We start from the raw sequence: 12,867 nt of genomic DNA on the forward strand, positions 1-12,867 counted from the left end.
CGGGTCAGGGCGCGATGCCGACCCCCTCGACACGGCTCCACGCCTTCTCCTGCGCGGCCGTCATGGCCGGCCACGCCGTACCACCCGGGCGCGGGTTCACCCGCGAGGCGTACGCCGACGGCCGGTACTCCGGCTCGTAGAAGCATCCGGTGCCGTACGTCCGGTCGAACGCGGCACAGGACGCGGCGACCGACCGGGGGGTCGGCCGGTCACCGGTGCGCACCCAACGGTCCAGGGCCGCGAGGGAGTTGGCGTACTCGGACGTGCTCAGCGCGCTGTGCTCGTGCTCGTCGGTGAACGTCTGCACCAGGTGCCGGCCCCGGTGGGCGCCGGCGAGCGTGTCGCGGTAGGCCGCCTCGTGCTCGACGAACGCGGTGGGGTCGTCGATGGCGTGCAGCGTGAGCACCGGGATCTTCACCTTGCCGGTGAGGTCGCTGTCGTAGGACAGGTCGCGCTCGGCCGCAGGATCGGCGGTGAACCTCTCCACGCCCGCGTTGAGCGCCTCGTCGTCGTGCGAACCGGAGTACCGCACGCCCTCGTTGGTGAACGGGTTGCGGTCGCCCAGCCGCTTGTGCACGATGTCCCGGAACGTGAAGACCGAGAAGCGCAGGTGTGACTCCAGCGTGCGCTCGGGCACCTTCGTCACGGCGAGGATGTCGTCCAGGTTGCGCTGCTGGAGCGCGGTGCGCTCCTCGGGCGGGGACGCGTATCCGGTGCACTCCTGCAGCCGGGCGCGCATCCCGGCCGTCGTCAGCGTCGACGTGGGGCGCAGCCCCTGCCACAGCGGGTACCGCGGCTCGTCGGGGCGCGGCAGGTTCTGGCAGTAGTACTGGTAGACGACGCGCAGGTCGACCCGGTGGTCGTAGCCGCGCGAGCCGCCGCCGAGGACGCCGTTGGTGAGCAGCGCGCCGTCGTAGGGACCGCCCGCCCCGCCGTACATCTCGACGGTCTTGGCGGCCACGTCGCCGCCCCAGGACTGGCCGTGGAGGTACGTCCGCTTCGGCCGGCCGAACTCCTCGGTGAACAGGCGGCGGAGGTTCTCGGTGTCGGTCGCGGCCATCCGTGTGCCGTAGCCGCCCCGGCGGTACGACGAACCGGCCCAGGCGTAGCCCTGGTCCACCACGACCTGCCAGCGCCCGAGGTCCTCGACGCCGCGCTCGGGGTCGGACCCGTCGCCGAGGTCGGGGCCGCCGTGGGCGTGGACGACGAGCGACTCGTTCCAGTCCTCGGGGATCGCGATCGCGTAGTACGCGCCGTTCGGGTCCTGGCCGGTGTAGCAGGCGGCCTTCTCCGCCAGGTCGGCGGGGCAGGTGACGGGGGCCGGGCCGGTGGTGTCGACGGCCCGTGCGGCCGGTGCCTGGAGGAGGGCGCCGATGACGGCGGCGGCGAGAGCCAGGCCCCTCGTGTGACGTGATCCGTTCATGGGCCGGGATGCTAGGAACCCCGGCCCGTCAGGACCATGGCCTCGGCGTTTGCGTTCATACTGTTCGCTCCGGCCGCCCGTTCACCGGGGGACCGGAGAGCGGCCCTTCCGAGGGCGCCCCTCGGGGGAGTTCGAGGAGCGGGGGCCGGGGCGAGGGGGATCAGCCCGTGTTCCGTGGCCGGTCGTCCTCGTCCCGCGGGGGCCGGGCCGCCGCCTCCCCCGCCGTCAGATGCTCCAGCACCTCGACCAGTTCCTGGCACGCACGCTCCACCGAGCGCCTGGTGTTGTGCTGCTCGGTGATCACCGCGGACAGCAGCAGGGCGGTCAGGGCCATCGCCCCGTTGAAGGCCTGGAGGTTGACCATGATCTCCACGTCGGACAGGTGCTGGAACGGCCCGGTGCGGTCGGTCGCCGCAATGGTGGCCAGAACGGAGGCGAAGAGGGCGCACAGCATGCTGCCGGGGAGCTCGAACCGCAGCGCGGCCAGGATCAGCAGCGGGTAGATGACGAACAGCGTGCTGGCCGGGCTGAAGGTGGCGAGGGGCACCAGACAGCCCGCCAGCACCACCAGGCCCACCACCTCCTTCCACCTTCCCGGGTGCGCCGGGGCGCGCACCCGGGGAAGCAGCAGCAGCACCGGAGTGATGAGCAGGACGCCCATCGCGTCACCCACCCACCAGGCCAGCCACACGCTCCACACCTTCCCGGCCTGGAGGTCGCCCGTGCCGACGAGGAGGGCGGCGCCGGTGGTCGAGCTGATCAGCATGGCCGCGAAGGCGCCGAGGAACACGAGGCTGAGACAGTCCCGCAACCGGCTGAGATCGGTGCGGAAACCCGCTGTGCGCAACAGGAAGTACCCGCACAGGGGCGCGGCGGTGTTGCCCGCCAGCACGCCCACCGACGCGAGCCGGAGCGAGGTGAGGTGCATGAGCACGAACAGGGCGCCCAGGGCGATCCCCGCCCAGCAGCGCGGCCCGAGCAGCAGCAGGAAGGCGACGGCCACTCCCGTCGGCGGCCAGACGGGGGAGACCACCGCGCCCTCGACGGTCAGCCCGCGCAACAGCCCCAGTCGTCCTCCCGCGTAGGAGCAGGCGGCGACGACCAGCGTCTCGAGCGCGAGGACGGCCGGTGCGCGAAGATCCTGGCGAGCCACCACACATGCCATCACACACCGGGGCCGCCGCGTCGGCGAGGCGAGAGGTGCGGCTCGGCCGGCCCTATGGCCGGCCGCCCGGTCGTCCGGCGTGGCCGATCACCAGGACCGCCGCGTCGTCGTCGTGCCCCACCCGCTCGGCCTGCTTGATCACGGCGGCGGCGAGCGCGTCCGCGTCCATGCGCGCGACCGCCGCGACGCCCGCGAGCCGCACCACCTGGTCCAGCCCCTCGTCGAGGTGCAGGGACGGGCCCTCCACGACCCCGTCGGTGAGCATCACGAAGACACCGCCCGTGTCGAGCCGGTAGCGGGTGACGGGATAGACCACCCCGGACTGGACGCCCAGCGGGGGGCCTCCCTCGTCCTCGGTCACCCCGGACCTGCCGTCCGCGGTGGCCCACACGCACGGCAGGTGTCCCGCCCGGGCGCTCTCCAGCAGCCGGGTGACCGGATCGAGCCGCATGAAGGTGCAGGTGGCGAAGAGGTCCGGGCCGAGGGACAACAGCAGTTCATTGGTCCGGGCGAGGAGCTTGCCCGGGTCGCTGTCGACGGAGGCGAGCGCCCGCAGCCCGGCCCGGACCTGCCCCATGAAGGCGGCCGCCTCGATGTTGTGCCCCTGGACGTCGCCGATCGACAGGCCGATCCGGCCGTCGGGCATGGTGAAGGCGTCGTACCAGTCACCGCCGACATTGAGCCCCTGGTACGCGGGCGCGTACCGCACGGCCAGCCGCACGCCGTCGGCGACGGGCAGCCCTCTCGGCAGCATGCCGCGCTGCAGGGCGACGGCCAGTTCGACCCGGGAGCGCTGCACCTCCGCCTGTGCACGCGCCTGTGCCGTCAGCGTCCTGAGCCTGACCAGAAGCTCGTCGCCGTCGTCCGTGGGGCCGGTGCGGGGCATGGATCACTCATTCGGCGAGGACACCTGCGCGCGTGGCGGCCGCCCTCGATGGACAAAACTCTCATTCATATATGTAAAGAATGATAATCGGAAGCGGTTCGGCCGGGCCAGTCCATGTCTAGGCTGTGCCCATGGAACAGCGGGAGATCATGCAGCGGGGCGTGGGGATCCTGACCGAGGCCCTCGAGATGCGGCGGCGGCTCCGCGCGGACCCGGACGCCGACGTGACGGGGAGCGGAGCCATCGCCCAGCTCCTGGAGGAGATGCTGCCGCGGATCCAGGTGCCGGCCGACGCGAGCGCGCGCGAGGTGGCGGTCCTCGTCACCGAGAAGCTGGGCCCCGCCATCGTGCAGATCACCTCCACGCTCGCCTTCGCCTTCGTCCAGCTCGCCGAGATCCACGACGAGGGCCGCACCGACGTCTCCTCCGCCGACGTGCTGCGCTCCATCTCCCTGCACTGCGAGAAGGGCGGCGGGGAGTAGTCCCGGCCGGCTGTCCCGCGCCGGGGACGGCGCCCGGGCGGGCGCCCCGCCGAAGCCGGACTCGTTCCCGCCGGGGTCCCGGTCGTCGAAGTCGTCGGCGAAGACGGTGTGCCGGGCGTGACCCGTGTGCCCGGCACGGTGCTCCCCGGCGACCGGCCGGTGTTCCGCGAGCTCCCGCACGGCCTCGGTGTCACGCGCCGCACGCGTCGGGGGAGGGGCCGGCGGTCGTCCGTGCCGGGCCGGGGCCGGGGCGGCCGCCGACCGGGATGCCGGCGAAGAGATCCGGGGGCACGGGTGATGCCGCGGCCCGCGCGGTCTCGTGCGGGGCGCGGGCGCGAACGGATGGCGCGCGCACCCTTGACGCCCTACGCGCCAGTAGCGATCCTCACCCCATACCTTTGCGCCGGTCATGACAACTCCGCGACGGAGGGACGTGCGTAATGACCACGTACCGCACACGACGGCACCTCGGGGTCGTCACGCTTCTCCTCCTCATGCTGGCCGCGGCCCTCGTGCCCACGCCCAGTTCCGCCGCCGGCGGAGACTGGTGGGATCCGGTCGCCCGGCCCGCGCCCGACTCCGGGATCGGCGTCACCGGGGAGCCGTTCAAGGGCACGAACGCCGCGGGCGAGGTACGCGGGTTCGTCGACGCGCACAACCACGTCATGGCCAACGAGGCGTTCGGCGGCCGGCTCATCTGCGGCAAGGCCTTCTCCGCGAAGGGGATCGCCGACGCGCTCAAGGACTGCCCCGAGCACTACCCCGACGGCTCGCTGGCGATCTTCGACTTCATCACGGGCGGCGGTGACGGCAGGCACGATCCGGTCGGCTGGCCCACGTTCGAGGACTGGCCCGCGCACGACTCCCTGACCCACCAGCAGAACTACTACGCCTGGATCGAACGCGCCTGGCGCGGCGGACAGCGGGTGCTGGTCAACGACCTCGTCACCAACGGCGTGATCTGCTCCGTGTACTTCTTCAAGGACCGCGGCTGCGACGAGATGACGTCCATCCGGCTGCAGGCGAAGCTGACGTACGACCTGCAGGCCTACGTCGACGGGATGTACGGCGGGCCGGGCAAGGGCTGGTTCCGGATCGTCACCGACAGCGCGCAGGCCCGCGACGTCGTCGCGCAGGGCAAGCTCGCGGTCGTCCTCGGCGTCGAGACCTCCGAACCGTTCGGGTGCAAGCAGGTCCTGGACGTCGCGCAGTGCGACAGGGCCGACATCGACGCCGGACTGGACGAGCTGTACGCACTCGGCGTGCGCAGCATGTTCCTGTGCCACAAGTTCGACAACGCGTTGTGCGGGGTGCGCTTCGACGAGGGCGCGCTCGGCACCGCGATCAACGTCGGGCAGTTCCTGTCCACCGGCACCTTCTGGCAGACCGGGAAGTGCACCGGTCCGCAGGCCGACAACCCGATCGGGCTCGCCTCCGCGCCCGGCGCCGAGAAGGAGCTCCCCGCGGGCGTCGAGGTCCCGTCGTACGACCAGGACGCGCGGTGCAACGTCCGCGGGCTCACCGAGCTCGGCGAGTACGCCGTGCGCGGCATGATGGAACGCAACATGATGCTCGAGATCGACCACATGAGCGTCAAGGCCACCGGCCGGGTGCTCGACATCTTCGAGTCCGCGTCCTACCCCGGCGTGCTCTCGTCGCACAGCTGGATGGACCTGGACTGGACCGAGCGGGTCTACGGTCTCGGCGGGTTCGTCGCCCAGTACATGCACGGCTCGCGGGACTTCGTCGCCGAGGCGGACCGCACCGGGGCGCTGCGCGAGAAGCACGGCGTGGGCTACGGCTACGGCACGGACATGAACGGCGTCGGCGGCTGGCCGGCCCCGCGCGGCGCGGACGCGCCCGACGCCGTCGCCTATCCCTTCCGCAGCGTCGACGGCGGTTCCGTGCTCGACCGGCAGACCACCGGCGAACGCACCTGGGACCTGAACACCGACGGAGCCGCGCACTACGGCCTGGTCCCCGACTGGATCGAGGACATCCGGCGCGTCGGCGGGCGGCACGTGGTGGACGACCTCTTCCGGGGCGCCGAGTCCTACCTCGACACCTGGGGCGCCTCCGAACGGCACCGGGCCGGGGCGAACCTCGCCGAGGGCGCGCCGGCCACGGCCAGTTCGGCGGAGTGGAACCCGTTCACCAGCTACGCGCCCGGCCGGGCCGTGGACGGCGACCGGGGCACCCGCTGGGCCAGCGACTGGAGCGACGACCAGTGGCTCCGCGTCGACCTCGGCGCCACCCACCAGGTCGGGCGCGTCATCCTGGACTGGGAGCGCGCGTACGGGACGTCGTACCGCGTCGACCTCTCCACCGACGGCGTGAACTGGCGCACCGTCTGGTCCACCACCTCCGGCGACGGCGGCCTGGACACGGCCGTGTTCACCCCCGCACCGGCCCGCCACCTCCGCGTGCGGCTCCTGGACCGGGGGACCGAGTGGGGCTACTCGCTCCGCGAGGTCGGCGTCCACGGCCGCTGACGCACGGCTCGACCGCCCTGTGACAGGGCCCCGTCGACGAGTCCGCGCACCGCGTCGAGCGCCGCGGCCCGGTCGGCGGGGACGAGTCCGATGCGGGTACGGCGGTCGAGCACGTCCTCGTCGTCGAGCGCTCCCTCGTGGCGCAGGGCCCAGAGCAGCTCGGCGCCGGTGACCGGATACCCGGGCAGCACGGGCTCGCCCAGCCGGGGGTCCCGCACGCCGAGCGCGTGCACGGCCGGCGCCTCGGTGCCGTACCGCCGGACGAGACGGCGGGGCGCGGGCAGTTCGGCGAGGACGTGCGGCGGCGCCGCGCCCACCAGGGGCAGGGACGCGGTGGGCGACGGGCCGGCCGGCAGCCCCCGGACGCGGACGGCGGTGTCGACGGCGTCCTCGGCCATCCGCCGGTAGGTGGTGAGCTTGCCGCCGACGACGGTGACGACGCCCTCGGAGGAGGTGAGCACCGCGTGCCGCCGGGAGAGGTCGGCTGTCCTCGGCGCCGTACCGGAGTGCGCCCCCGTGGTGTCCAGCAGCGGCCGCAGCCCGGCGAAGGCGCCGGCCACGTCGGCGCGGCGGACCGGCGTGTGCAGGACGGAGCACAGGACGTCGAGGAGGAAGCCGATGTCCGTCTCGGGCGCCCGGGGGACGTCGGGGACGTCGCCGTCCACGGGTTCGTCGGTGAGGCCGACGTAGACCCGGCCGTCGTCCTGGGGCAGGACGAGGACGAAGCGGTTGTTCTCCCCGGGGATCGGGATGTGCAGGCCCGCGGTCAGCGGGCCGAGGCTCTCGGGACGCAGGACGAGGTGGGTGCCCCGGGAGGGCCGTATCCGGACGCCGTCGACGAGGCCGCCCGCCCAGACCCCGGACGCGTTGATCACCGCGCGGGCGCGGATCCCGCCCTCCTCGCCGGTGAGTTCGTCACGGACACGGGCGCCCGTCGAGGTCAGCTCCAGGGCCCGGACCCGGGTCAGGATCCGTGCGCCGCGCCCCGCGGCCGTACGGGCGAGGGCGGTCACCAGACGGGCGTCGTCGGTGAGCCGGCCGTCCCAGGAGAGCAGGCCGCCGCGCAGCCCGTCGCGCCGCAGCGCCGGGGCGAGGTGAAGGGTCTCCACCGCTCCGGTCCGGCGTGGCGGGGGCAGGGTGGCCCGGGCCGTGCGGGCGGCCAGGCGCAGCGTGTCGCCGGCCCGCAACCCGGCACGCGCCAGGGCGGCCCGACCGCGTGAGACCAGCGGGGTGAGGGGCAGCACGAACGGCTGGGCCCGTACGAGGTGGGGTGCGGTGCGCTCCATCAGCACCCCGCGTTCGACCGCGCTCTCGTGGGCGACGTCGAGCCGTCCGGAGGCGAGGTAGCGCAGCCCGCCGTGGATGAGCTTGCTGCTGAACCGGGACGTGCCGAAGGCCAGGTCGTGGGCGTCGACGGCGACCACGTCCAGCCCGCGGGCGGCGGCGTCCAGGGCCGCCCCGGCGCCCGTGGCGCCGAGACCGACGACCAGCACGTCGACGACCGGTCCGCCGACGGAGTCGGCCAGTTCACGCGCGCGCCGGCCGGCGGACAGGGACGAGGGGGAGGCGGGGCCACCGGGGGAGTTCACGGCGTGAGGGTCCTCTCCAGGATGACGCGCAGCTCGCCGAGGAACGCCTCGGAGGCGAGCTCGGGGTCGTCCTCGTCGGTCATGGTCCGCAGGGACAGGGTGAAGGACTGCACGATCAGCAGCACCGACCGCGCCTGCCGTTCGGGATGGGCGGCGCGCACCGAGCCGTCGGCCTGCCCCTCGCGCAGGGAGCCGGCCAGCAGTTCCAGCAGGGCCTCCTGGCTCGCCCCGCGGCGGTCCAGCACGTAGGGGAGGAGCAGTTCGGGGTCCACGTCGAGGATCTTCCGGAAGAGCGGATGGGCGCCGAAGGCGCGGACCGCCGCCACCAGCCCTTCGGTGATCACCTCACGCGCGGGCACGCCCGGCCGGTGCTCGGGGAGCGCTCTGGTGGCCACGGCGATCCACTCCCGGGTCATCAGGTCGCCGACCAGCGACCGCACGTCGGGCCACCGCCGGTACAGGGTCATCCGGGAGACCCCGGCGCGGCGGGCCACGTCGGTGAGCGTGGTACGGCGGACCCCGACGGCCAGGACGCAGTCCCGCACCGCGTCGAGCACCGCGTCGTTGTCCGAACCGCCGGAACCGTTGTGACGAATAGGCGTCATGTGTCACAGTGTAACGCCATGGTGGCCGTCAGGCGACGACCCCGGCCCCGTTCATTCCGACCGACCGGTGAGGACGACAGCCATGGACATGCTGTGGAGCGGCTGGGGGGACCCGGCCGAGGCGACGCCGCTGCCCGACACGGTGATCGGGCTGTTGCGCGATCTGCTCGGCGTGAAGCCGCGCGAGGCCGGACCCGTGGCCATCGAGGACCTGACCGTCCCGGAGAGCCCGCTGCCGCCGGCCGCACGCCGCGCCCTGATCGCGGCCCTGGGCGGCGAGGCCCACGTGCGCACCGACGCCGAGACCCGTATCCGGCACACGCGCGGCAAGTCCACCCCCGACCTGCTGCGCATCCGCGAGGGCGACCTCGCCGCCGTCCCGGCCGCCGTACTCCTGCCCGGCGGTCACGACGAGGTGCTCGCCGTCCTGCGGGTGTGCGCCGAACACGGCCTGCCACTGGTGCCGTTCGGCGGCGGCACCTCCGTCGTCGGCGGCCTGGCCCCCGAACGGCACGGCCCCTTCGTCGCCCTCGACCTGCGACGCATGGACGGCCTGCTCGGCCTCGACCCGGTCTCCCGCACCGCCACCCTGCAACCCGGCCTGCGCGCTCCGCGGGCCGAGGAGCTCCTCGCCGAACACGGCTTCACCCTCGGCCACTTCCCCCAGTCCTACGGGTGGGCCACCATCGGCGGCTTCGCCGCCACCCGCTCCAGCGGCCAGGCGTCCGCCGGATACGGCCGCTTCGACGAGATGGTGCTCTCCCTCACCCTCGCCACCCCCGAGGGCACCCTCGACACCGGCCGCGCCCCGCGTTCGGCCGCCGGACCCGACCTGCGCCAGCTGGTCCTCGGATCGGAGGGCGCGTTCGGCGTCATCACCTCCGTGACCGTACGCGTCCGGCCCGTCCCGCGGACCCGTCTCTACGAGGGCTGGCACTTCCCCGCATTCGAGGAAGGGACCACCGCCCTGCGCCGGCTCGCCCAGGACGGGCCGCGGCCCACCGTGCTGCGGCTGTCCGACGAGACCGAGACGCTCATCGGCCTGGCGAACCCCGACGCGATCGGCTCCGGCGCGCGACGGACCACCGGCTGCACGGCGATCGCTGGGTATGAAGGCGCCGAGGAGGACACCGGGTACCGCAGGGAACGCGCGGCGGCCGTCCTGCGCGCGTGCGGCGGCACCCCCCTGGGCGAGGAGCCGGGCCGGCGCTGGGCGCGCGGACGCTACTCGGCCCCGTATCTGCGCGACGCGCTCCTCGACGCCGGGGCCTTCGCGGAGACGCTGGAGACCGCGACGTTCTGGTCCCGCGTCCCCGGGCTGTACGCCTCCGTGCGCGACGCGCTCACCGCCGACCTCACCGGAGCCGGCACCCCGCCCCTGGTCATGTGCCACATCTCGCACGTCTACGAGAACGGCGCCTCGCTCTACTTCACCGTGGTCTGCGCCCAGGGCGAGGACCCCGTGGCGCACTGGACGCGCGCCAAGCACGCCGCCGGCGAGGCGATCCTCGCCGCCGGCGGCACCATCAGCCACCACCACGGGGTGGGCGCCGACCACCGGGACTGGTACGTCCGGGAGGCGGGTCCGCTCGGCGTCGACGCCCTGCGCGCCGTGAAGCGCCGACTGGATCCGGCGGGGCTGCTCAACCCCGGCGTCCTGCTGCCCGCCGACTGACCCGTGACCCCCGACCGTTCGTCCCCCTCCTCGCCGGCCCGCCCCGAAAGGCAATCCCGATGCGACAGTTCACCGCCGTCGTCAACCCCACCGCGGGCGCGGCCACCGCAGCGGCGGCCCTGCTCGCCCTGGCCCGGCGCCTGCGCGAGGAGGGCGCCGACCTGCGGACCGAGTACAGCCGCAGCCTGGCCCACGCGCGGGAACTGGCCCGCGAGGCCGGACGGCGGGGGCGGATCGTCCTCGCCGTCGGCGGGGACGGCATCGCGGGCGGTGTCGGCGGCGCCCTCAGCGGAACCGGCGCGACCCTCGGCCTCGTCCCGGCCGGCCGGGGCAACGACTTCGCCCGCGCGCTGGGACTGCCCCGGGACCCGGCGGCCCTGGTCCGCATCCTGCTCCACGCCGAGCCACGGCGGGTCGACACGATCGAGGTCACCTCGGCCGTCCACGACCGCACCGTCGTCCTCGGCAGCGTGTACGCCGGGGTGGACGCGCTCGCCAACCGCCACGCCAACCGGTCCAGGCTGCTCAGGGGCTCCGCCTCCTACTACGCGGGCGGCCTGCGGGCCGTCACCGCCTGGCGGCCGGCACGCTACCGGGTCACCGTCGACGGCGAGGAGCACCCGCACACCGGGTACACGGTGGTGGCCGCCAACTCCGGCCACTACGGCTCCGGCCGCGTCATCGCCCCCGACGCCCGCGTGGACGACGGCCTGCTGGACGTCGTCATGATCCGTCACGCGCCCCGGCGGCTGTTCTTCGCCCTGATGAACGAGCTCAGGGCCGGCACCCACGTCCGCCGGCCCCAGGTGCGGATCCTGCGGGGCGGGGAGATCCGCATCGAGGCCGACCGGGACCTCCCCTACGGCGCCGACGGGGAGGTCGACGCCGTCCTGCCGGTCACGGTCAGGGTCCTGCCCGGAGCCCTGTGCGTCCTGTACTGACCGCCGCTCGGAACCCGGCGCCGCGGTAGCGCCGGGCCGTCCGGCCGGGCTCCATCGCCGCTCGGCCGCGCAGACCGCCGTCAGCCTCCCGGACCGGCGCCGCGAACCCGCCGGCCGGCTGCTCGCCCGGGCCGTGGAGGAATGCGCCGCCGGCGGGGAACCCGTGCGCGAGGCGCCGCACCGCGGGGCGCACGAGGCGGGCGTCCGGCTCAGGACGGACGGCGGTGGGCAGGAGGTGGTCCGCGTGCGGGAGCGGTACGGCTTCGAGCCGCGCCACGAGGACGCGTCCGTCGTCCCGGGCGACTGCCCCCTCCACGCGCCGGCCCGCGCACACGCGGACCGTGCGCGGCATGAACCCGCACCCGGTGCGCGGAGTCCTCGAAAGGTCCGGCGAGACGGGGTTCGAGGCCTGCCCGGCACCGGAACCGGGCCGGCGCCGCGTCCGCCCGGAGCCCACCGCCCGCCCCGGCCGCCAGGAGGCGCCCCATGACCCCGCGCACGTTGTCGACCTTCGGCCACGGCACCGTCGGCCGGGACGCCCTGACCCGGCTGCTGCACGACGCGGGGATCCTTGCCGTCGTGGACGTGCGGACCGGCCCCGGCAGCCGCCGCGATCCCGACCTGGCGCGGACCCGGCTGGCCGCATGGCTCCCCGAGGCCGGCATCGCCTACCGCTGGGAACGGGACCTGGGCGGCTTCCGCAAGCCGCCGCCCGACTCGCCCGACACCGTCTGGCGCAACGCCTCCTTCCGCGGCTACGCGGCCCACACCCGAACCCCTGAGTTCGTCACCGCGATGGACACCCTGCTGGACCAGGCCGCCCGTGAGCCCACCGCGGTGATGTGCGCCGAATCCGTGTGGTGGCGGTGCCACCGGAGGCTCATCGCCGACTTCGCCGTCCTGGCCCGTGACGTCCCCGTACGTCACCTGATGCACGACGGACGCCACACACCGCACCACCCCACACCGGGCGTACGCCTGCGCGACGACGGGCTGTTGGTCTACGACGACACCGAAGCCGCGTCGCGCGGGAGGACGGCGGCACGCAACCCGGGAGCCACCCGCCGTTACCGGACGTGACCCAAGACTGGACCTGTTCGTTCCCTGGAATTACTCGTGTCTCGGGCTATAGGTTCGACGCATGACCGCATCCCGGCCGCCGACCACCGCCGAGGAGCTCCGCGGAGCGGGCCTGCGCGCGACGGCCGCCCGCGTCGCCCTCCTCGACACCGTCCGTCAGGGCGGCCACCTCGGAGCCGGGGCGCTCGCCTCCGAAGTGCGCCGGCGCACGGGACATGTGTCCCTGCAGGCGGTGTACGAGACGCTGAACGCGCTCACCGGGGCGGGGCTCGTGCGCCGCATCGAGCCGGCCGGCGGCCCCGCCCGTTACGAGGGCAGGGTCGGGGACAACCACCACCGCGTGGTGTGCCGTTCCTGCGGTGTCGTCGCCGACGCCGACTGCGCGGTCGGTGACGCTCCCTGTCCGACCGCGTCCGACGCCCGCGGTTTCACGATCGACGGGGCCGAAGTCGTCTACTGGGGCCTGTGCCCCGGCTGTTCCGCCTCCCGCAGTAGCTGAACTGCGCGAACCTTTTCGCCCGGAAGGACT

General features: G+C 74.1%; 11 protein-coding genes. 6 read left to right on the top strand and 5 right to left on the bottom strand.

The genetic code is table 11. The annotated features are described in order from the left end of the window. Nucleotides 1-4 precede the first annotated feature (4 nt). The 3 genes from ADK41_RS20450 to ADK41_RS20460 form a co-directional block, all read right to left on the bottom strand. Nucleotides 5-1,423 (bottom strand): hypothetical protein, encoded by a 1,419-nt coding sequence (locus ADK41_RS20450; RefSeq protein WP_030833244.1) that lies wholly within the window; start codon nucleotides 1,421-1,423, stop codon nucleotides 5-7. 160 nt (nucleotides 1,424-1,583) lie between these two features. After that, a complete protein-coding gene (locus ADK41_RS20455) occupies nucleotides 1,584-2,579 on the bottom strand; it encodes an MASE1 domain-containing protein (RefSeq protein WP_030833247.1) in 996 nt (331 codons plus the stop codon). A 61-nt stretch (nucleotides 2,580-2,640) separates the two neighbouring features. Next, nucleotides 2,641-3,474, bottom strand: coding sequence for a PP2C family protein-serine/threonine phosphatase (locus tag ADK41_RS20460; protein ID WP_030833250.1), 834 nt, complete (start codon nucleotides 3,472-3,474; stop codon nucleotides 2,641-2,643). Nucleotides 3,475-3,605: 131 nt separating this feature from the next. Here ADK41_RS20460 and ADK41_RS20465 point away from each other — a divergent pair, with 131 nt between their 5' ends. Together ADK41_RS20465 and ADK41_RS20470 are read left to right on the top strand one after the other, a co-directional pair. After that, the gene (locus ADK41_RS20465) at nucleotides 3,606-3,956 is read left to right on the top strand and encodes a hypothetical protein (protein WP_030833252.1); all 351 of its coding nucleotides are present in this window, start codon (nucleotides 3,606-3,608) and stop codon (nucleotides 3,954-3,956) included. A 440-nt stretch (nucleotides 3,957-4,396) separates the two neighbouring features. Beyond that, nucleotides 4,397-6,448: a discoidin domain-containing protein gene (locus ADK41_RS20470; RefSeq protein ID WP_030833255.1), complete on the top strand. Its 2,052-nt coding sequence runs from the start codon at nucleotides 4,397-4,399 to the stop codon at nucleotides 6,446-6,448. Here ADK41_RS20470 and ADK41_RS20475 read toward each other — a convergent pair. Both ADK41_RS20475 and ADK41_RS20480 read right to left on the bottom strand, forming a co-directional pair. After that, nucleotides 6,412-8,037, bottom strand: coding sequence for a glycerol-3-phosphate dehydrogenase/oxidase (locus ADK41_RS20475; RefSeq protein WP_051843463.1), 1,626 nt, complete (start codon nucleotides 8,035-8,037; stop codon nucleotides 6,412-6,414). The genes ADK41_RS20470 and ADK41_RS20475 overlap by 37 nt on opposite strands. After that, nucleotides 8,034-8,642, bottom strand: a complete 609-nt coding sequence (locus ADK41_RS20480) for a TetR/AcrR family transcriptional regulator (protein ID WP_078662107.1) — start codon at nucleotides 8,640-8,642, stop codon at nucleotides 8,034-8,036. The genes ADK41_RS20475 and ADK41_RS20480 overlap by 4 nt, the downstream gene beginning before the upstream one ends. Before the next feature lie 82 nt (nucleotides 8,643-8,724). Between ADK41_RS20480 and ADK41_RS20485 the strand changes: the two genes are divergently transcribed. From ADK41_RS20485 to ADK41_RS20505, 4 genes are all read left to right on the top strand, one after another. Continuing rightward, nucleotides 8,725-10,317, top strand: a complete 1,593-nt coding sequence (locus tag ADK41_RS20485; protein ID WP_030833264.1) for an FAD-binding oxidoreductase — start codon at nucleotides 8,725-8,727, stop codon at nucleotides 10,315-10,317. A 59-nt stretch (nucleotides 10,318-10,376) separates the two neighbouring features. Then, on the top strand, nucleotides 10,377-11,258 hold the full coding sequence (locus ADK41_RS20490) for a YegS/Rv2252/BmrU family lipid kinase (RefSeq protein WP_030833267.1): 882 nt from the start codon (nucleotides 10,377-10,379) through the stop codon (nucleotides 11,256-11,258). Between the two features lie 486 nt (nucleotides 11,259-11,744). Next, nucleotides 11,745-12,338 carry a DUF488 domain-containing protein gene (locus ADK41_RS20500; protein WP_051843464.1) on the top strand — a complete coding sequence of 198 codons (594 nt, stop codon included), beginning with the start codon at nucleotides 11,745-11,747 and terminating at the stop codon, nucleotides 12,336-12,338. 61 nt (nucleotides 12,339-12,399) lie between these two features. Continuing rightward, nucleotides 12,400-12,837: a Fur family transcriptional regulator gene (locus ADK41_RS20505; protein ID WP_030833275.1), complete on the top strand. Its 438-nt coding sequence runs from the start codon at nucleotides 12,400-12,402 to the stop codon at nucleotides 12,835-12,837. Nucleotides 12,838-12,867 lie beyond the last annotated feature (30 nt).

This window comes from Streptomyces caelestis (assembly GCF_001279005.1).
Classification (GTDB): domain Bacteria; phylum Actinomycetota; class Actinomycetes; order Streptomycetales; family Streptomycetaceae; genus Streptomyces; species Streptomyces heliomycini.